The sequence below is a fragment of the Mycolicibacterium arcueilense genome, assembly GCF_058536225.1.
In genome coordinates this window covers 184580-203976 of sequence record NZ_JBZTYL010000025.1, presented here as the reverse complement: position 1 = coordinate 203976, position 19397 = coordinate 184580, and the positions used below count along the sequence as shown (strand labels likewise).

Here is a 19397-nt window from a genome sequence, read left to right as displayed (position 1 = left end):
GTGTCGATGAGTCGATGCCCTGCCGGGTCATTCTGCCGTGGCCGGTACCGCCGCGTGCGGCCGGTGCTGACTCAGAGCTTGTGCGGGACGTCGTTGACGAGGCCGCCGTCCATCACGAACTCCGCGCCGGTGGCATAGCGAGATTCGTCGCTGGCCAGGAACACCACGAAGGTCGAGACCTCCTCGGGTTGTCCGGACCGGCCCAGCGGAATGGTCAGCATGTCCTCGGGGAAATGCTCGGTCATCGGGGTCCGGATGAATCCGGGGTGGATCGAGTTGACCCGGATCTGTTTGGGTCCCAGCTCCAGTGCCGCAGACTTCGTCAGGCCGCGCACCGCCCACTTCGAGGCGACGTACGGGTGCACCATGGCCGCACCGCGCAACCCCTCGATCGACGAGACGTTGATGATCGAACCGCCGCCCGCGGCCTTCATCGCCTTGACGCACGCCTGCATGCCCAGGAAGGTGCCGGTCAGGTTGACGTCGATCACCTTCTGCCACTGGGCCATGTCGAACTTGCCGATCTGGCCGAGCGCGACGATGCCGGCGTTGTTCACCAGCACGGTGAGTGAGCCGAACTCCGAGGTGGCCGTTTCCACGGCCGCGTTCCATTGGTCCTCCTCGGTGACATCGAGGTGCACATAGCGGGCCGAATCGCCGAGTTCGGCGGCCAGCGCCTTCCCCTCGTCGTCGAGGATGTCCCCGATCACCACCTTGGCGCCTTCGGCGATCAGCGCCCGGGCGTGCTCGGCACCCATGCCCCGCGCCCCGCCACTGATGAGTGCCACTTTTCCGTCTACCCGTCCCATGACGGGTGAGGCTACCGCCTGCGGTCGCAAATTAGAACCTGTTCCAATTTTCTTGTCCGGTAGGCATACTGCGATCAGACCGAACACTTGAGGAGACCTGTATGGCCATTCGCGTGGCGATCGTCGGCACCGGAAACTGCGGCCGGTTGGCCCTGATCCAGCTCATCGAGGACCCCCGGTTCGAACTCGTCGCGGTGGGCACCTCGACCGAGGCGAAGGTCGGCCTGGACGCCGGCGAACTGGCCGGACTGGGTGGCGTCACCGGGGTCACCGCCACGCTGGGCATCGATGCCTCGATCGCCGCCAAGCCGGACTGCCTGGTGTACTGCGCGATGGGTGACACCCGCCCCGTGGAAGCCACGCGCGATGTGATGGCCGCACTGGCCGCCGGGATCAATGTGGTCGGCTCGGCCCCGGGCGGCCTGCAATTCCCCTGGGGCGCCATGCCGGAGAAGGCCATCGCACGGGTCGAAGAAGCTGCTCAGGCGGGTAATTCAAGCGTGTTCATCACCGGTGTCGACCCCGGGTTCGCCACCGACCTGCTGCCGTTCGCCATCGCCGGTACCTGTCAGCGCATCGATCAGATCAAGACCATGGAGATCGCCGACTACGCCACCTATGACGGCACCGAGGTGATGTCGATCGTCATGGGATTCGGCAACCCGATCGACCAGCCCGGAATGTTGTTTCTCCCCGGAATCCTCAGTGCCGCTTGGGGGACCGCGATCCGGATGCTCGCCGCCGGACTGGGCGTCGAAGTCGAAGACATCACCGAGCACTACGAGTTGGAGCCCGCGCCCGAGGACATCGAGGTCGCGACCGGCGTCATCGCCAAGGGCACGGTGGCGGCGATGCGCTTCCAGATCAACGGCATGGTCGGCGGTAAGCCGGTGATCGTCGTCGAACACGTCACCCGGGTACGTGCGGACCTACGACCGGACTGGGCGCAACCGGCCCAGCCCGGCGGCTCCTACCGCGTCGAGATCACCGGCGAGCCGTCGTATGTCGTGGACATCTGCCCCACCAGCCGTAAGGGCGACCACAACCACGCCGCCATCGTCGCGGCGGCCGGGCGCATCGTGAACGCCATCCCTGACGTGGTGGCCGCCGCGCCCGGCATCCGCACCACCCTGGACATGCCGCTCGTCACGGGCATGGGACTGCACAGGCTGGGCTAGGCGCCGGGACGGAGCCGGCGTTCGCCACGACGCCGGCCACCGGGACGCGGCAAGCTGAGCACCGGCCAGTCCTGTTCGGTGGCGGCCGAGGCCAGACCCGGCCGCGGATTCACGGGCCGCGGATGGCCCACCAACCGCATCAGTGCGCCATCCTCGGGGCCGTCCGCGTAGAAATAGCTGTGGGCCAGATCGACCTGCTCGGCCCGGCAAAAGGCCTGCACCGCATCGGCTTTGCGGGCCCCCCAGATGATCGGTTCGACGATCCCGCCGGTGAGCCTGCCCTGGTCGTCGGTCAGAAAGTGATTGCACAGCACGTGGTCGATCCCCAGGTGCCGCGCGACCGGCTCGGCGTGGATGGTCAGGGCCGAGGAACTCATCACGACGGTGTGGCCGCGGTCCTGGTGACGACGCACCACGTCACGCATGTGCGGGTAGACCCGCTGGTTGATGCGGCTCTCGAACAGGTACTCCCCCAGCTCGTCGAGCTCGAGCAGTGATTCGCCGCGGAGGTACCCGGCCGCCCGGACCAACAGCCGCTCGAACGGCATCCGGCCGATCCGATACCGGACCGAGGCCTCGACGATTCCGAGGATCTCGCCTGCAGCGGCCTGCCGCCGGCGGATCCGATGACCGGCGTGCGCCGTGGCGGTGAACCCGTCCACCAGCGTGCCGTCCAGGTCGAAGAAGGCCCCCACCTGCGCACCGCCCGGACCGTCCCCGATCTCCTCAAGTGACTCGGGTGGCGAGAGCATGCGGCCCATGGGCCTAGTACACCAAGCCGCCACGACAATCTGCCAGTCGAGACTCGATCAGGACTAGAACAGAGGGATGTCCGCACAAATGCAATCCATCGCGATCAAGGACGTCGCGGCTGTCATCGCCACCGGTCGTTTCGAGGAGGCGAGGGCCTGGTACGCGCGGCTGCTCGGCCGGGAACCTGACCTGGAACCTGTTCCAGGGGTCGCTGAATGGCAGCTGACCGCGACCGCCTGGCTACAGGTCGTCACTGATCCGGTTCGGGCCGGGAGGTCTGCCGTGCGATTCGGTGTCGACGATCTGGAGCACACCGCCGCCGGGCTGCGCCAGGATGGGGTGACAATCGGGGAACCGCAGGTCATCGCCGACATGGTCGCTGTCATCGACGTTGCCGATCCTGACGGGAATGAAGTTTCATTCGTCGCCGAACTCGCATGAAAATTCCGGGTCGTTCCCCAAACGAGCCCGAGGCCGTACTAAACTAGAACACGTTTCATTTCCATGCGGGCCGTACCGGCCGAGGACTCTCAAACCGCACCGCCACTACACCGCCACCACAAGGAGCTCCGAATGCACACCGCACTCTGCGACGAGCTCGGGATCGACGTCCCGATCTTCGCGTTCACCCACTGTCGCGACGTGGTCGTCGCCGTCAGCAAGGCCGGTGGTTTCGGCGTGCTGGGCGCCGTCGGATTCACCCCCGAGCAGCTCGAGATCGAGTTGAACTGGATCGACGAGCACATCGGCGACCACCCGTACGGCGTCGACATCGTCATCCCGAACAAGTACGAGGGCATGGACGCCAACATGTCCGCCGACGACCTCAAGGGCATGCTGCAGTCCCTGGTGCCTCAGGAGCACCTGGATTTCGCCAAGAAGATCCTCGCCGACCATGGCGTGCCGGTCGACCACAGCGACGACGACGCCCTGCAGCTGCTGGGCTGGACCGAGGCCACCGCGACGCCTCAGGTCGAGATCGCGCTGAAGCACCCCAAGATGACGCTGATCGCCAACGCGCTGGGCACGCCGCCCAAGGACATGATCGACCGCATCCACGCCGAGGGGCGCAAGGTCGCGGCGCTGTGCGGTTCGCCGTCACAGGCCCGCAAGCACGCCGACGCGGGCGTGGACATCATCATCGCCCAGGGCGGCGAGGCCGGCGGCCACAGCGGCGAGATCGGCTCGATCGTGCTGTGGCCCCAGGTGGTCAAGGAAGTGGCCCCGGTTCCGGTCCTGGCCGCCGGCGGTATCGGCAGCGGTCAGCAGATCGCCGCTGCCCTGGCTCTCGGCGCGCAGGGCGCCTGGACCGGCTCGCAGTGGGTCATGGTCGAGGAGTCCGAGCACACCGAACAGCAGCACGCGGCGTACGCCAAGGCCACGAGCAAGGACACGGTGCGCAGCCGCTCGTTCACCGGCAAGCCGGCCCGCATGCTCCGCAACGACTGGACCGACGCCTGGGAGAACCCGGACAACCCGAAGCCGCTCGGCATGCCGCTGCAGTACATGGTGTCCGGAATGGCCGTCGCGGCGACGCACAAGTACCCGAACGAGAGTGTCGACGTCGCGTTCAACCCGGTGGGCCAGGTCGTCGGCCAGTTCCAGAAGGTCGAGAAGACCTCGGCCGTGATCGAGCGCTGGGTTCAGGAGTACCTGGAGGCGACGGGCAACCTCAATGCCCTGAACGAGGCCGCCGGGGTGTGATCGAGGCCGCCGGCAGCGGGTTCCTCATCGCCGTTCTGTGGATGGACCTGATCTTCGACGTTCAGGTCCTACCCCACCGCAGGTCGGCCGAATTGCCGGAACCCGTGCTGGCGTCCATCGCCGGCTACTACCGCCGTGCGACCACGACATCGCGCCCGATGAGCCTGCTGATCGCCGCCGTCATGGTGGTGCTGTTGGCGGCAGTGGCTTTTCACGCATTCGACGGTGCCGACCCGGGTTGGCTGACCGCAATGTTCGCGCTGCTCGCCGGCGGCCCCGTGCTGCTGGCCCTGCTGCGCACCGTCCCCAACGCCGTGGCCCTGGGCGCGCGCACCGCCGGCCCGGCCCAGCAGACGCGATTGGCCCGCGCCATCTGCCGCGATCATCTGCTCTGCCTGACGAGCATGTCCATTTTTCTCGTGCTGTGGCTGGTGACAGCCGCTTAGATCGTCAACGCGGCGAATTGCAGTCAGCATCAAGCAGCAACCCGCCGCTTGAGTCGTAGGCGACGGGCGGTAGACCCACGCCTGCCGATTATGTATGGTTGCATACACAGAATTGGCGGAAGGGCTTCGGATGACCAGTCCTCGCGAACGCATGGTGGCTTCGGCCGCACTGTTGATCCGGGAACGCGGCGCGCACCCGACGGCGATTGCCGATGTATTGGCCCACAGCGGCGCCCCGCGAGGCTCGGCATACCACTACTTCCCCGGCGGCCGCAACCAACTCCTGTGCGAGGCAATCGATTACGCCAGCGATCACATCGCGGCTCGGATCGACGAGGCGGACAGCGCCGTGGCACTGCTCGACGCGATGATCGCGGGGTTCCGTAAACAGCTGTCCGCCACCGACTTCCGGGCCGGTTGCCCGATCGTCGCGGTGACGGTCGAGGCCGGCGAACCCGCGGCCGCCGAGCCCACTCCCCTCGACCGCGCCGGGGTGGCCTTCACCCGCTGGACCGGACTCATCACCCGCCGCCTGCAGAGCGACGGAGTCACCACCGAACGCGCCGAGGAACTCGCCACACTGATCCTGACCGCGGTCGAAGGCGCCGTGGTGATGGCTCGGGCGACCCGTGACGTGAAACCACTCGATCTGATCCACCGTCAACTTCGCGCACTCCTTCCGGAAGGAACCCCGTCATGACCGTCGATCAATGGCAGCCCACCGCGTGCATCCTGTGTGAGTGCAACTGCGGCATCGTGGTGCAGACCGAAGGCCGGGCCATCACGAAAATCCGCGGCGACAAAGACCACCCGGCGTCGGCGGGCTACACGTGCAACAAGGCGCTGCGGTTGGACCACTACCAGAGCAGCACCAACCGCCTGACCTCGCCACTGCGCCGCACACCTGACGGCAGCTACGAGGAGATCGACTGGGACACCGCAGTTTCCGAGATCGCCGCGAAGTTCCTGGCAGTCAAGGACGCTCACGGCGGGGACAAGATCTTCTACTACGGTGGCGGCGGCCAGGGCAACCACCTCGGCGGCGCGTACAGCGGCGCGTTCCTCAAGGCGATCGGCTCGCGGTACCGGTCAAACGCCCTGGCGCAGGAGAAGACCGGTGAGGCGTGGGTCGACGCCCACCTCTACGGCGGGCACACCCGCGGCGAGTTCGAGCACGCCGAGGTCTCGGTGTTCGTCGGCAAGAACCCGTGGATGTCGCAGAGTTTTCCACGGGCCCGCGTCGTGCTCAACGAGATCGCCAAGGATCCGGACCGCGCGATGATAGTGATCGACCCGGTGATGACCGACACCGCCAAGCTCGCCGACTTCCACCTGCGCGTGCGGCCCGGGACCGATGCGTGGTGCCTGGCCGCGATGGCCGCGGTGCTGGTTCAGGAAAACCTGTGCGACGAAGAGTTCCTGGCCGCTCACGTCAACGGTGTCGAACCGGTCCGTGAGGTGCTGGGCCACGTCCCGATCGGCGACTATGCCGCGCGGTGCGGCGTCGACGAAACCCTGCTGCGCCAGGCGGTGCGCCGCCTCGCCGCAGCCGACAGTGTGGCCGTGTTCGAGGATCTCGGCATCCAGCAGGCCCCCAACAGCACGCTGTGCTCGTACCTCAACAAGATGCTGTGGATCCTCACCGGCAACTTCGCCAAACGCGGTGGGCAACATCTGCATTCGTCGTTCGCCCCGCTGTTCGGTTCAGGTGGGGTCGGGCGCAGCCCGGTCACGGGCGCCCCGGTGATCGCCGGCCTGGTGCCGTCCAACGCGGTGCCGCAGGAGATCCTCACCGACCACCCCGACCGCTTTCGCGCGATGATCGTCGAGAGCAGCAACCCGGCACACTCGATCGCCGATTCGGCGGCCGTGCGCGCCGCGCTCGAATCGCTCGAGCTCCTGGTGGTCATCGACGTCGCGATGACCGAAACCGCCCGGTTGGCCGACTATGTGCTGCCCGCGGCCAACCAGTTCGAGAAGCCCGAGGCGACGTTCTTCAACCTTGAGTTCCCGCACAACAACTTCCACCTGCGGCACCGGCTGTTCGAACCGCTGCCGGGCACCCTGCCCGAGCCCGAGATCTGGGCCCGCCTGGTACGCGCCATCGGCGCGGTCGACGACGCCGAACTGGATCCGTTACGGCGCGCCGCCCGCGACGGTCTGGACGCCTACGCCGCAGCGTTTCTCGGCGCTGTGGGTGCCAACCCGGGTCTGGGGCGGGTCCTGCCATACGTGCTGTACGAGACGCTCGGACCGGTGCTTCCGGATGGCCTCGCCGGTGCCGCGGCGCTGTGGGGGCTGGCGCAGAAGACCGCGATGACCTATCCCGATGCCGTGCGTCGCGCCGGTCACGCCGACGGCAACGCCCTCTTCGAGGCCATCCTGGCCGGCCGGTCCGGGCTGACCTTCACCGTGCACGAATACCCGGACGATTTCGCTCTGATCGGGCACCCCGATCGCAAGATCGCACTCGACATGCCCGAGATGCTCGACGCGGTCCGGGCATTGCCGACCATGCCGTCGGCACTGACCTCCGAGGAGTTCCCGATGGTGCTCTCGGCCGGCGAACGTCGGGCCTACACCGCCAACGACATCTTCCGCGACCCGGCCTGGCGCAAGCGCGACACTGAGGGCGCCCTGCGGATCAGCGCCGACGACGCCGAGTCCATCGGCCTACGCGACGGAGACCGGGCCAGGCTGACCACCGCGACGGGAAGCGCGGACGTGACCGTCGAGGTCAACGACGCGATGCTGCCCGGGCACATCTCGCTGCCCAACGGATTCGGCCTCGACTACACCGACGGTCAGGGACGGTCGATCGTGCCCGGAGTCGCCCCCAACGAGCTCACGTCGTCGCAGTGGCGCGATGAGTACGCGGGCACACCATGGCACAAGCACGTGCCTGCCCGGGTCGATCTTCCGGTGACAAGCCTGCCGGCCTGATCAGATTCCCGTGCCTCAGGGCGCCGGCGCCGGAGCAGCCGGCGCCGCCGGTACGGCGGGCACAGCAACAGCTGGACCGGCGGGAGCGGCGGGCAACCCGGCGGGGCCGGCAGGAGCGCCGGGCTCGGCTACGGCCGACCCGCCGGGCAGCGGTGCCTCCGGCGCCCCGGGTGCCGCAGGCGCGGTCGGAACGTTCGGCCCGGGTACCTGACCCGGGACAGGTGTATTCATGCCGCGCTGTGCGAGCCCGAGTACCAGGGCTTCCTTGCCACTGATCTCCTGGTTCTGCACGGCATGCCACAGATCCTTGAGATAGCTCAAGTTGGGGGTTTCGGCACCCTGTCCCGTGGGATCCATCGTGGCGCCCGGTGGCAGGGCATCGGGGCTCGCCAGGTGAGGGGTGCCCACTGGGGCCGCGGCAGCCGGTGCCGCCGGATCTCCGACCGCGGCCTGAGCCGCCGGCCCGGGAGCAGCCGCCGGCGCGGGCGCAGGTGCCGGCGCGGGGGCGGGCGCCGGATTGGGTGGCTCCGCGGCCGCCGCGGCGGCCATGGCCAACGCGACGACAGGACCCGACACGCAGCCCGTCAACACGATCCCGAACCTACGGACGTCGACTCGCATAACTGGTTGGCCTCCTGCTGTTGCTCCAGGGACGAATGGTAACGCTGAGTGCATCGTCGCGCTCGTTCAACCGTTACAACGCAAGAATCGGAACACGTTCCAATACCCACGATGTGGGAGTTTCCGAAACCCGCTCCGAGGGGCCCCACCTGTGGTGTAGCAATGGGTCTACGCCACTACACAACGTCGTCGCGAGGAGCGCCAACGCCATGCCGACTCTGCACCTCCCGCCCGGATTCGACTTCACCGATCCCGACATCTACGCCGAACGGCTGCCCGTCGAGGAACTCGCCGAGATGCGCAAGCTGGCTCCGATCTGGTGGAACGAGCAGCCGCTGGGCCAAGGAGGGTTCGACGACGGCGGGTTCTGGGTCGTCACCAAGCACAAAGACGTCAAAGAGGTCTCGCTGCGCAGCGACGTGTTCTCCAGCCAGGAGAAGACCGCCCTCCCGCGCTACCGCGACGGCACCGTCCAGCAGCAGATCGAACAGGGCAAGTTCGTCATGCTCAACATGGACGCCCCACACCACACGCACCTGCGGAAGATCATCTCGCGGGCCTTCACACCACGGGCGGTCGAACGCCTGCGCGCGGACCTCGCCGAGCGCGCACGCACGATCGTGGAGACGGCCGCCGCCGAGGGCTCGGGAGACTTCGTCGAGCAGGTTTCGTGCGAACTACCGCTCCAGGCCATCGCGGGCCTCATGGGTGTGCCGCAGGAAGACCGCAAGAAACTGTTCGACTGGTCCAATCAGATGGTCGGCGACCAGGACCCGGAGTTCGCCTCCAACGATGCGATCAGTGCCTCGGTCGAGCTGATCATGTACGGGATGCAGATGGCGGCTGAGCGGACGAAGAACCCTGGCGAGGATCTGGTCTCCACTCTCCTGCAGGCCGACGTCGAGGGGCACAAGCTCTCCGACGACGAGTTCGGCTTCTTCGTCATCCTGCTCGCCGTGGCAGGCAACGAGACGACGCGCAACTCCATCACCCAGGGAATGATGGCGTTCGCCGATCACCCCGACCAGTGGGAGTTGTTCAAACGGGAGCGCCCGGGCACCGCGGCCGACGAGATCGTCCGGTGGGCCACGCCCGTCACGTCATTCCAGCGCACCGCACTGGAAGACACCGAGCTGGCCGGCGTGCCGATCAAGAAGGGGCAGCGGGTGGTGATGTTCTACCGCTCGGCGAACTTCGACGAGGACGTGTTCGACGACCCGTACAGCTTCAACATCTTGCGCGATCCCAACCCGCACGTGGGGTTCGGCGGCACGGGCGCGCACTACTGCATCGGCGCCAACCTCGCCAGGATGACGATCGACCTGATCTTCAACGCGATCGCCGACGTGATGCCCGACCTGAGGCCGCTGGCGGCGCCCGAACGGCTGCGGTCGGGTTGGCTCAACGGCATCAAACATTGGCAGGTGGACTACCGCGGCCAGTCGGATAGTCGATGATGGATCGCCAATAGTCCTCCGGGATCTCGGTATTCGACCGCAGGGTGATCGCCAGACCGGTTGCCATCGCAATGCCGAGAAGCCCCAGCCACAGGCCGGCGAGGGCGATCGCGATCCAGAGCACGGTTGTCAGCGCGGGCCAGGGCGACACCACCGCGAGCACCGGAGCGAAGAAGAAGCCGGCGCCGATGTAGGCGGCCGACCCGGCCCGGTCGGCCGCCATGACGAAGTGCAGCCAGCGCGGAATACGTTGGTCGGACTGAGGTTTGTCGCTCACTGCCGCCTCCTTGGTGGGTACTGGACTCCACGGTGACGCGGACCGGGTAAGTACCGCAATTACCCCGCAGGTAGTGGTTATCTCCCCGCGCGTGAGTGAGACTCGGGTGGTGACGACTGCGGCAACCCAGACACCTATCGGATCGCTGATGCGCGACTGGCGATTACGGCGCCGCATCAGTCAGCTGGACCTCGCCATCGAGGCCGACGTCTCGGCGCGACATCTCAGCTTCATCGAGACCGGGCGGTCGGTACCGAGTCGGGCCATGGTGCTGCGCCTCGCCGACGCACTGGAGGTGCCGCTGCGAGACCAGAACCAGTTGCTCCTCGCTGCGGGGCTGGCACCGGTGTACGCCGAGCGGACTCTGGAGGATCCCGAGATGACAGGTGTGCGCGACGGTGTGGCCCGAGTGTTGGACGCCTACAACCCGTTTCCCTGCGTGGTCGTGGATCGCACCTGGAATCTGTTGCAGGCCAATGCCGGTACCGCAGTCATGCTGGACGGTGTCGCGCCCCATCTGCTGGCGCAGCCCAACGCGCTGCGGATCACCCTGCACCCCGAGGGCATGGCCCCGCGCATCCGGAACCTGGCAGAGTGGCGCCACCACCTGATCAGCCGGCTGCGCCGGGAGGTCACCGTGAGCGGTTCGGCGGAGCTGGCCGCCCTTCTTGCCGAGATCGAGTCCTACCCGGGAGGGATGGAACCGGTGCGCGACCTCGGCGGCGTGGTCGTCCCACTGGAACTGTCGGCCCCCGACGGCGCCGTGCTGACCTTCCTGAGCACCGTCACCACCTTCGGTACTGCCCTGGACCTGACCGCCGCGGAACTGAGCATCGAGGCCTTTCTGCCGGCCGACGCCGAGACCGCAGCCGCTCTGCGGTGAAAATTTAGTGGTCTTACCACTTGACCTCTGACCGCCAGGCCGGGCAGCATGGGCGGTATGGCGCTACAACCGGTGAACCGCCGATCCGTGCCCGAGGACGTCTTCGAGCAGATCGTCGCCGAGGTACTCAGCGGTCAGATGCAGCCCGGCGAGCCGCTGCCCAGTGAACGCCGCCTGGCCGAGGTGCTCGGCGTGTCCCGCCCGGCTGTGCGCGAGGCGATCAAGCGGCTGACCGAGGCGGGCCTGGTCGAGGTTCGGCAGGGCGACTCGACCACGGTGCGGGACTTCCGCAAACATGCGGGCCTGGATCTGTTGCCCCGACTCCTCTTGCGCGCAGGCGAACTCGACGTCGGCGTGGTTCGCAGCATCCTCGAAACCCGCCTGCACAACGGACCCAAGGTCGCCGAGTTGGCCGCCGAGCGGGCCCCGTCCGAGGTGATCGCGCAACTCGGCCGCACCGTCGAGGCCCTGGCGGCCGAACCGGACCCGGTCGAGCAACAGCGCCAGGCACTCAGCTTCTGGGATCTGATCGTCGACGGTGCGGATTCGATCGCTTTCCGCTTGATGTACAACACCCTTCGGCAGACCTACGAGCCCGCGCTGCCGGCGCTGGCCACCATGATGGCCGCCGAAGTCGGCCGCCCCGAGGCATATCGCCGGATCGTCGAGGCCATCGAAGCAGGCGACTCCGCGGCTGCCCGTCTCGCGGCCCAGGACCTACTGGAGCCCGCCACGATGGCGCTCATGGGCGCCCTCGAGGCGTTGGAGGAAACCCGATGACGCGCAATGCTTTCACGTTGGGTGACGCGGCTCGGGAGTTCGTCAAGCACCCCTCCCCCTGGATGATCGGCACCGCGCTGATCGCCGGCGTCGCCGCGCGGTGTGCCGTCGGAGACTGGCAACTCACCGACGCGCTCGTACCCGCGGTGATGCTGGTGACGTTCCCGTTCTTCGAATGGGTCGTCCACGTCTTCGTACTGCATTGGCGGCCAAGGCGATTAGGCCCGATCACACTGGATTCGCTGTTGGCTCGCGACCACCGGCTGCACCACGTCGACCCACGTGAGATCCCGTTGATCTTCATCCCGTGGCGAGCTCTGCTGTGGATCCTGCCTCTCGCAGTGGCCGTCGCCCTCCTGGCGTTCCCCCGACCCGGCCTGGGGCTGACTTTTCTGTCACTGCTGACAGTGCTCGGCCTGGCCTACGAGTGGTGCCACTACCTGATCCACAGCGACTACAAGCCGAAAACCCGCGCATACCGCGCGGTTTGGCGCAACCATCGCCAGCACCACTACAAGAACGAGCACTACTGGTTCACGGTGACCACCGCCGGGATCGCCGACCGGCTCCTGGGGACCTATCCCGACCCGGCGACGGCCTCCACCTCACCGACCGCGAAGAACCTGCACGCGGCTATGCCTGCACGACAATAGGGTCGCCAAGGTGCACCGTGTTGAAGTACCAGTCGGCGTTGTCGGGACTCAGGTTGATGCAACCGTGGCTGACGTTGGCATAGCCCTGCGATCCCACCGACCAGGGCGCCCCGTGCACGTAGACACCACCCCAGGTCACGCGAACCGCGTCGTAGACGGTGAGCTTGTACCCCTCCGGGTCGCTCAGCGGAATACCGATGGTGCGCGAATCCATCACCACGACAGGCTCTTTGGCCAGCGCGGTGAAGGTCCCGATCGGGGTCGGGTGCTTGGGCTTGCCCATCGACGCAGGCATGGTGCGGGCCACCGTGCCATCGATGCTGACCGTGAAGGTGTGCGCATCGATGTCGGCGACACCGAGTACCTGGGCCCCCGTCTCGAAACTCGTCTTCGCACCGCCGGCCGAGACCGAGATCTTCGAATGAGCCGGCCACAGCTGATCCGGTTTCCACTGCATCACATCGTCACTGAGCCAGGTGAAGGTGCCCGTGGGGGTCTCGGGAGAGCTGATCTTCAGGCTGCTCTGTGCCGCATCGCGATCGGTCACCGGGTCGGCGAACGTCACCGTCAGCGGCATGGCGACGCCGACCACCGAGCCCGAGGCGGGCTCGATCTTCGCACCGGGTGCAGGCGTGCTCGACGCAGCAGATGCCACATTCACCGTGCTCGCGGCGGCCAAGGTGGCGACACCGATCGCCGCAAACACTTTCAGTACCGATACTCGAACGGTTCCGAATGACGACGATGGGGCGCTCAGCATTCCACCAGTGTAGGTGAGCGCCGAAGGTGCACCTTTTAGGCGCAGCGTGGCGACGGCAATTCGAGGTCGGCGGTGGCGCAGTGGGTTGCCCATGGTGAACTCATCGGCCGGGCAACTCAGAACGTTTCACCGCACCCATCGGCGCCCTGGCGTGAGTCTCAGCAACGTCACAGCGGTCAGGGCGTGGCGGGAACCGGCACCGGAGTCTCGGCCGGCAGCTGCTCAGGTGCGGGTGGGGCCACTTCCGGCGCGGGCGGTGCCGGCTCCGGCGCTGGTGGCTCCAGTGCGGGCGGTGCCGGTTCGGTCAACGGAGCCTGCGCGGCCGTCTGCTGCACCGGCGCCGCCTCGGGCGGGACTGGTGGCGCTGGAGGCGCCACCTCGGGGGCCGGGGCCGGAGGCGGAGGTGGAGGTGGAGGCACCTCCGATGTCGAGGACGGCGGCGGCGCCTGATTCTCGGGCAAGGGCTGTTGACCCGGTTCCGGCGGCGGCGCACCTGGAACTTGTTCGGGCAGTGGCGGCGACTGCTCCGGCGGCACCGCCTCCAGTCCGGGCGCGGGAGGCGCCATCAGCTCGCCGGTGTTCTCGGGTGGCGCCGTGATGGATTGATCGACGACGTACTCGGGCGGGGCGTCCTGTACCACCGGTTCGAGCATCGGCGGAGCTTCGGACGTCGAGGGCGAGGGCGCCGGAGACGTGACCGCCGAGGTCTGCTGCACGGAAGCCGAATCCCCCGATGTACTCACCACCGGACGCGTGCTCTTGTGCGGCGCCGGCTCCGAGGTGGGCAACAGCTGCTGGCCGATCGCTAGCGAGAGCGATACGGCGAACGCCAGCACTCCACCGACCAATATCGCCAGGGGCGTCAATTGCTTTGGGGGCCAGCGCCATCCGGTCGGGGCTACGCTGTCGTCGGATGCCCAACGGTTCCTGCGCACCGCGGCCAATGCGGCTCCCCTGGCCAACGGCAATCCCGGTTCGGCAGGTGTGAACACCGGCGCCGCCAGCGCCTGCTCGAGTTTCGGCAGAACCGAGTCCAGATCTACGGCGGACCCCACGACGACCAGCGCATCAGGGCGCGGGTCCGCCGCGTCGAACATGTCTGACAACCAGGTGGTCAGGCCGGCCACGGTTTCGATGCCACGGCTGACCGTGGTCTGCACCGGGCTCTCGCCGCTCACGGTCATCGCCTGTACGACATCGGGTTCCAGCACACATACGCCGGTCGTGTCGAATCCGACGATCCCGGCAACGCGCCGAGCCAACGCATCCGTCGCGTGCGGCAACCGGACCGGGATCACATCGGCGAATCCGGCGTCCGCGAACTTCTTCAACAGCACCGCGGCCTCGGCGGCCGCCCCTGAACTCCACGTGACGCCGATGGCTGTCAGCCGCAAACCACGTTCTGCGGCAACTCTTTCGGAACGCCGAACCGCCTTCACCACGTCGGCGCAGATGTCGTCGGTGCGCGCGGGTGCAAGGCCGCGAATGTCGAGCGCCTCATGGTCGACGGTCGCTCCGTCGGCCTCGCAGCCCTCTACCAGGACCAGACCGACGGTGGACGGTGTCAACGACACACCGAGCACCGCGTCCACATACACCCCCGAAAAGTGTGGCCGTCGTCCAAACGTTTCACGGTGACATTACCCGGTGGCAGCTTCATTCCCATCTCCTGCACCGTCGGTGACCTCTCACCACCGATGACGAAATGTGCTGTGCCGCAGAATCGCCAGTACACCAAGCAGTCACAGTTTGCCGCCTTGGCCGTCAATTTGGACCGACCGAGCGGTCAGCATGGCAAGGTGGTGGCGCATGCAGGAAGTCCAGGATTCTCCGCGACACCGGACGTTCTTCGGCCATCCCCTCGGGCTGGCCAACCTGGCCGGGGTGGAGATGTGGGAGCGGTTCTCCTTCTACGGGATGCTCACCATCCTCGGCTACTACCTGTACTACGTGGCCACCGACGGCGGGCTCGGGTTGCCCAAGAGCACCGCCACCGGCATCGTCGGCGCCTACGGCGGTCTGGTTTATCTGTCCACCGTGCTGGGTGGCTGGGTCGCCGATCGCATCCTGGGCATGGAGCGCACGGTGTTCTACGGCGGTGTGGTCGTCATGGCCGGCCATATCGCCCTCGCGGTCATTCCGGATCTCTCCGGCGTCGGCATCGGCCTGGTGCTCGTCGCACTCGGGTCCGGCGCACTCAAGGCCAACGCGTCGTCACTGTTGGGCACGCTCTACGCCTTGAACGACCCGCGCGCCGACGGCGGGTTCACCTTGTTCTACCTCGGCGTCAATCTGGGCGCCTTCGTCGGACCGCTGGCCACGGGGTTGTTACAGACACACATCGGCTTCCACTACGGCTTCGGCGCCGCAGCGGTCGGTATGGCAGTGGGGCTGGCGCAGTACGTGATGTTCCGCCGCAACCTCGGAAGCCACGGACGTGTCGTGGCGAACCCGTTGCCGGTGCGGTCCATCGGAAAGATGATCGCCGCCGTGGCGGCGGGGACCGTGGTCGTGGGGGTGCTGTTCGCGGCACACCTGGTCAAACTGGCGAACCTGTCACAGATCACCACCGCGGTGATCGCCGTGGCCTCGGTGATGTACTTCGCGGTGATGCTGTCCAGCGCCAAAGTGACAGCTACCGAACGGATCCGGGTGCGGGCCTTCATCCCCTTGTTCATCGCCAATGCGGTGTTCTGGTCGCTGTTCCAGCAGACGTTCACGGTGCTGGCCGTCTACTCCGACGAGCGGGTCAACTGGTCACTGTTCGGCTGGACCGCGCCGTCGAGCTGGATCGGGTCGATCGAGCCCGTATGGATCATCCTGCTCTCACCCGTGTTCGCGGTCCTGTGGACCCGGCTGGGCAACCGGGCACCGACCACACCGCGCAAGTTCGGCTACGGGGTGATCGGGATGGGCGCCGCATTCCTGCTGTTTCTCCCGACAGCGCCGCACCAGGGCAAGGTGGTGCCCGCGCTACTGGTCGCCGGCATCATGGTGGTGTTCGCGGTGTCCGAGCTGCTGGTGTCACCGATCGGCCTGTCGGTCACGACAAAGCTTGCCCCAGAGGCGTTCCGGGCCCAGATGATGGCGCTGTTCTTCTTCTCGGTAGGGCTCGGCACGGCGATGTCGGGGGTGCTGGCCCAGCATTACGATCCGGCTCACGAATTCGCCTACTTCGGCACGCTCGGGGCGGTGGCGATCGTCACGGGTGTCGTGGTGCTGCTGATGTCACCGCGGATCAGCAGGTTGATGGAAGGTGTTCACTGACCTTCCGCGAGGATCTCGGCCAGCAACGGCAGCGCGATGTTTCCACCGGAGACGATCGCGACCGTCGGCCCCGGCGGCGTGGCTGCCGTGCGATATCCGGCCAGCGCCACGGCACCGCTGGGCTCGGCCACCAGATGTGCGTGATGCGCCAGTTCTCGCACCGCCGAACGGATCTCGTCCTCGCTCACCGTGATCACACCGTCGAGCACCCGTTGCAGGTGAGCGAAGGTGAGCCCCGACGGGGTCGCACGCAAGCCGTCGGCGATGGTCCGGTTGCGTTGGGCCACAGGCCATTCCACCAGGTGGCCCGCGGCCAGACTCTCCGCGGTGTCCGCGGCGAGCTCGGGCTCCACGCCGAATATCTTGGCCCGGGGGCACAACGCGCGGATCCCGGTGCCCACCCCGGAGGCCAGACCACCGCCACTGATCGGGATGAGGACCGTCGCGACCTCGGGCAGATCCTGCGCGATCTCCAGCCCGATGGTGCCCTGGCCCGCGATCACGTCGGGATGGTCGAACGGTGGCACCAGAACACCGCCGGTGCGCTCGACCAGTTCGGCGGCGACCGATTCACGTTCCCCCGCCCCACACAACACGACCTGCGCCCCGTGGCCCCGGGTGGCCTGCACCTTGACGGCCGGGGTTTCCTCGGGCATCACGATGTGGGCCGTGACCCCAAAGGCCGCAGCCGCATACGCCACGGCCTGGGCGTGATTGCCGCTGGAGTAGGCCACCACTCCGGCCGCCCGGACCTCGGGATCGAGCCGGCCCAGCGCGTTGAATGCGCCGCGGATCTTGAAGGCGCCGATCGGTTGCAGATTCTCCGGCTTCAGCCACAACGGACGGTCAGCATCTGACCACCCGGCCGCCAGCAGCGGGGTCCGCACGATGTCGGGGGCTATCCGCCGGGCGGCGGCTTCGATGTCGTCGAGGGTCACCAGGTTCACCAGGCAAGTGTCTCCCGGCGGTCGGTTACCGTGCTGACGTGACCCAGTACAGCTTCGGAATCGTTCCTCGTTACGCCGAGATCGACCAGCAGGGTGTGGTGTTCAACGGCCACTACCTCACCTGGTTCGACGAGGCATGCACCGGGCTGTTCGACCACCTTGGCGTGAACTTCACCGAGCTGATCGCCAACGGCATCGACATGCAGGTGGTGCACACCGAGATCGATTTCCAGGCTCCGGTCAGGTGGCGCGAGCCGGTGCGGATCGCCGTCCGGTGCGAGCGCATCGGCACCACCAGTTTCACCATCGGCTTCACCGTGCTGGGCACCGACGCCGCGGGCGACGAGCAGACCCGGGTGTGCGGACGGAACGTCTATGTGGTGGTCTCGACCGACGACTGGGCCAAGCGGCCGGTCCCCGAAGACATTCGCACCGCGCTCACTTCCGTTGCCGGTCAATGATTCTTCCGTCCGGGCTGTGCCGTGGCGCCCGCGGCGGTAATGTCTGGCCATGACACACGCTGAGCGCGGTGAGTTCGGCGACGACGTCCCGGAGGCCGACGTCGTGGAACAACTGATACCGGTCGGCGTCGACGACGAGGATGACGCGCTGTCGGAACTGCCCCGGGTGCGGATCTCGACGGATGCCGATGCCACCGAGGCCGACCTGATCGATCAGGCGATCGCCGTACCACTGGACGACGAGTCCGACTTCGACCGCTGACAGGAAGGATCCCCCGGCATGCGCCTGCCCGATGCCCTCGACAGCATCTCCACCGATACCGCGACCACCTCGCGGGTGTTCGGTGACCCGTACCTGACGCCCGACGGAGCGACGGTGATACCGGTGAGCAAGGTGAGGCACCGGCCCGACAGCGGGCGAACCAGCTCACGACCGCTGGGGATTTTCGTCGTCAAGGACGGCAAACCCACCTGGGTGCCCGCCGTCGACAACACGCGGATCGCCTTGCTGGGTGAACTGATCGGGTTGGTGGCAGCGACTTTGGCGACGGCCGCTATGGTGCGTCGTCCGCCGTGGCCGGACGTACGTGGCGAGTTCTCGCGGCGACTCTGACCCGCCGGGTACGCCACCCGAGCCCGAGCACGACCAGCGTCAGCAGGGCGAGCAACCACGGCCATGCGCCGTGCCGATGCACCCATCCCGCGAGGGCACCCTGCACGCGCCCGGCAGCCGCGATCACCGGGTCAGCGGGATTTCCTGCGGCGCCGAACAATTGGATTTCATACCAGCCGTAGTAGGCGACATAGGCGCCGACGGCGATCAGCAGGGCTCCGCTGATCCGGCTGATGTACGGAACGACACTGCGCAAGCGGTCGATCACGACGGTGCCGGCCAGCGCCGTGGCCACGGCCAGAACGCCGACGACAAGGGCGAAACCCCCTGCGTAGGCAGCGAACACCGCCACCCGGTGCAGTGGGGTGGGTGATTCGAGAGTGGCGCCGGTGACCGCCAGGAAGGGACCCACCGTGCACGACAGTGATGCCAGCGCATACCCGACGCCGTAGCCGGCCATGGAGCCCAGCCGTGCAGTGGGCGCCCAGCCGGCCCGGCCCGCGACCGCATCGGGCAACAGCAACCCGAGCCGGCGACCGGCCAGCAACCAGACCCCCAGCACCAGCAGGATGATCCCGATGACCAAGGTGACGTACGGAAGATAACGCTGCACCGTGTTTGCGGCGGCAACGGTCAGCAGCCCGAAGGTGCCGAACACGGCAACGAATCCGGCGGTCATCACGATGGTGGCGACGAGCGCCCGCCCCAGCGCGTTCAACGGCCCCCGCGGCGAGGCGCCCCGCACCACCAGCGCCAGGTACCCGGGCAGCAGTGCGAAACCGCACGGATTGAGTGCCGCGACGAGTCCGGCGCCGAACGCCAGCCCCACCAGGTTGTCTGGCACG

The 19397-nt window shown here is 67.3% G+C and carries 22 protein-coding genes; 14 read left to right on the top strand and 8 right to left on the bottom strand.

Annotated features, from left to right (window positions below; all coding sequences use genetic code 11):
* Positions 1-71: 71 nt before the first annotated feature.
* Positions 72-809 carry a glucose 1-dehydrogenase gene (locus tag AC4LGL_RS24075; protein ID WP_055114376.1) on the bottom strand — a complete coding sequence of 246 codons (738 nt, stop codon included), beginning with the start codon at positions 807-809 and terminating at the stop codon, positions 72-74.
* Positions 810-910: 101 nt separating this feature from the next.
* Between AC4LGL_RS24075 and AC4LGL_RS24070 the strand changes: the two genes are divergently transcribed.
* A complete protein-coding gene (locus tag AC4LGL_RS24070) occupies positions 911-1987 on the top strand; it encodes an NAD(P)H-dependent amine dehydrogenase family protein (RefSeq protein WP_491840961.1) in 1077 nt (358 codons plus the stop codon).
* Here the strand turns inward: AC4LGL_RS24070 and AC4LGL_RS24065 are convergent.
* Positions 1984-2748: an HAD family hydrolase gene (locus AC4LGL_RS24065; RefSeq protein WP_491840960.1), complete on the bottom strand. Its 765-nt coding sequence runs from the start codon at positions 2746-2748 to the stop codon at positions 1984-1986. The genes AC4LGL_RS24070 and AC4LGL_RS24065 overlap by 4 nt on opposite strands.
* Positions 2749-2815: 67 nt before the next feature.
* Between AC4LGL_RS24065 and AC4LGL_RS24060 the strand changes: the two genes are divergently transcribed.
* The 5 genes from AC4LGL_RS24060 (at position 2816) to AC4LGL_RS24040 (ending at position 7833) form a co-directional block, all read left to right on the top strand.
* Positions 2816-3181, top strand: coding sequence for a VOC family protein (locus AC4LGL_RS24060; protein WP_491840959.1), 366 nt, complete (start codon positions 2816-2818; stop codon positions 3179-3181).
* A gap of 132 nt (positions 3182-3313) precedes the next feature.
* Positions 3314-4444, top strand: a complete 1131-nt coding sequence (locus AC4LGL_RS24055; protein WP_491840958.1) for a nitronate monooxygenase — start codon at positions 3314-3316, stop codon at positions 4442-4444.
* Positions 4445-4485: 41 nt separating this feature from the next.
* Complete coding sequence (locus AC4LGL_RS24050) at positions 4486-4890, top strand: hypothetical protein (RefSeq protein WP_491840989.1); 405 nt, start codon at positions 4486-4488, stop codon at positions 4888-4890.
* 130 nt (positions 4891-5020) lie between these two features.
* Complete coding sequence (locus AC4LGL_RS24045; protein ID WP_491840957.1) at positions 5021-5590, top strand: TetR/AcrR family transcriptional regulator; 570 nt, start codon at positions 5021-5023, stop codon at positions 5588-5590.
* A complete protein-coding gene (locus AC4LGL_RS24040) occupies positions 5587-7833 on the top strand; it encodes a molybdopterin-dependent oxidoreductase (RefSeq protein ID WP_491840956.1) in 2247 nt (748 codons plus the stop codon). Before AC4LGL_RS24045 ends, AC4LGL_RS24040 begins: the two co-directional genes overlap by 4 nt.
* 15 nt (positions 7834-7848) lie before the next feature.
* Here the strand turns inward: AC4LGL_RS24040 and AC4LGL_RS24035 are convergent, their stop codons facing one another.
* Positions 7849-8454: a hypothetical protein gene (locus AC4LGL_RS24035; protein ID WP_491840955.1), complete on the bottom strand. Its 606-nt coding sequence runs from the start codon at positions 8452-8454 to the stop codon at positions 7849-7851.
* A gap of 209 nt (positions 8455-8663) precedes the next feature.
* Here AC4LGL_RS24035 and AC4LGL_RS24030 point away from each other — a divergent pair, with 209 nt between their 5' ends.
* Positions 8664-9911, top strand: a complete 1248-nt coding sequence (locus AC4LGL_RS24030; RefSeq protein ID WP_491840954.1) for a cytochrome P450 — start codon at positions 8664-8666, stop codon at positions 9909-9911.
* Here AC4LGL_RS24030 and AC4LGL_RS24025 read toward each other — a convergent pair.
* Entirely contained in the window at positions 9865-10134 is a 270-nt protein-coding gene (locus AC4LGL_RS24025) for a hypothetical protein (protein WP_491840988.1), read from the bottom strand. The two genes, AC4LGL_RS24030 and AC4LGL_RS24025, sit on opposite strands and share 47 nt — an antisense overlap.
* A gap of 202 nt (positions 10135-10336) precedes the next feature.
* Between AC4LGL_RS24025 and AC4LGL_RS24020 the strand changes: the two genes are divergently transcribed.
* Genes AC4LGL_RS24020 through AC4LGL_RS24010 form a run of 3 tightly spaced genes read left to right on the top strand, consistent with a single transcriptional unit; the run spans position 10337 to position 12504 of the window.
* Positions 10337-11071 (top strand): helix-turn-helix domain-containing protein, encoded by a 735-nt coding sequence (locus AC4LGL_RS24020; protein ID WP_491840987.1) that lies wholly within the window; start codon positions 10337-10339, stop codon positions 11069-11071.
* 57 nt (positions 11072-11128) lie between these two features.
* A complete protein-coding gene (locus AC4LGL_RS24015) occupies positions 11129-11851 on the top strand; it encodes a FadR/GntR family transcriptional regulator (protein WP_491840953.1) in 723 nt (240 codons plus the stop codon).
* Positions 11848-12504, top strand: coding sequence for a sterol desaturase family protein (locus AC4LGL_RS24010; protein ID WP_491840952.1), 657 nt, complete (start codon positions 11848-11850; stop codon positions 12502-12504). Before AC4LGL_RS24015 ends, AC4LGL_RS24010 begins: the two co-directional genes overlap by 4 nt.
* Here AC4LGL_RS24010 and AC4LGL_RS24005 read toward each other — a convergent pair.
* Both AC4LGL_RS24005 and AC4LGL_RS24000 read right to left on the bottom strand, forming a co-directional pair.
* A complete protein-coding gene (locus tag AC4LGL_RS24005) occupies positions 12485-13264 on the bottom strand; it encodes a L,D-transpeptidase (protein ID WP_491840951.1) in 780 nt (259 codons plus the stop codon). The two genes, AC4LGL_RS24010 and AC4LGL_RS24005, sit on opposite strands and share 20 nt — an antisense overlap.
* Positions 13265-13440: 176 nt before the next feature.
* Entirely contained in the window at positions 13441-14862 is a 1422-nt protein-coding gene (locus AC4LGL_RS24000) for a DUF7159 family protein (protein ID WP_491840950.1), read from the bottom strand.
* Between the two features lie 211 nt (positions 14863-15073).
* Here AC4LGL_RS24000 and AC4LGL_RS23995 point away from each other — a divergent pair, with 211 nt between their 5' ends.
* Positions 15074-16531 carry a peptide MFS transporter gene (locus AC4LGL_RS23995; protein WP_491840949.1) on the top strand — a complete coding sequence of 486 codons (1458 nt, stop codon included), beginning with the start codon at positions 15074-15076 and terminating at the stop codon, positions 16529-16531.
* Here AC4LGL_RS23995 and AC4LGL_RS23990 read toward each other — a convergent pair.
* Positions 16525-17478, bottom strand: coding sequence for a threonine ammonia-lyase (locus AC4LGL_RS23990; protein ID WP_491840948.1), 954 nt, complete (start codon positions 17476-17478; stop codon positions 16525-16527). The two genes, AC4LGL_RS23995 and AC4LGL_RS23990, sit on opposite strands and share 7 nt — an antisense overlap.
* Positions 17479-17516: 38 nt before the next feature.
* Between AC4LGL_RS23990 and AC4LGL_RS23985 the strand changes: the two genes are divergently transcribed.
* Genes AC4LGL_RS23985 through AC4LGL_RS23975 form a run of 3 tightly spaced genes read left to right on the top strand, consistent with a single transcriptional unit; the run spans position 17517 to position 18552 of the window.
* Positions 17517-17939 carry an acyl-CoA thioesterase gene (locus AC4LGL_RS23985; protein ID WP_491840947.1) on the top strand — a complete coding sequence of 141 codons (423 nt, stop codon included), beginning with the start codon at positions 17517-17519 and terminating at the stop codon, positions 17937-17939.
* Positions 17940-17988: 49 nt separating this feature from the next.
* Positions 17989-18201, top strand: coding sequence for an Rv3202a family protein (locus tag AC4LGL_RS23980; RefSeq protein ID WP_491840946.1), 213 nt, complete (start codon positions 17989-17991; stop codon positions 18199-18201).
* A gap of 18 nt (positions 18202-18219) precedes the next feature.
* Entirely contained in the window at positions 18220-18552 is a 333-nt protein-coding gene (locus AC4LGL_RS23975; protein WP_491840945.1) for a hypothetical protein, read from the top strand.
* Here AC4LGL_RS23975 and AC4LGL_RS23970 read toward each other — a convergent pair.
* The gene (locus tag AC4LGL_RS23970) at positions 18494-19396 is read right to left on the bottom strand and encodes a cytochrome c biogenesis CcdA family protein (RefSeq protein WP_491840944.1); all 903 of its coding nucleotides are present in this window, start codon (positions 19394-19396) and stop codon (positions 18494-18496) included. The two genes, AC4LGL_RS23975 and AC4LGL_RS23970, sit on opposite strands and share 59 nt — an antisense overlap.
* Position 19397 lies beyond the last annotated feature (1 nt).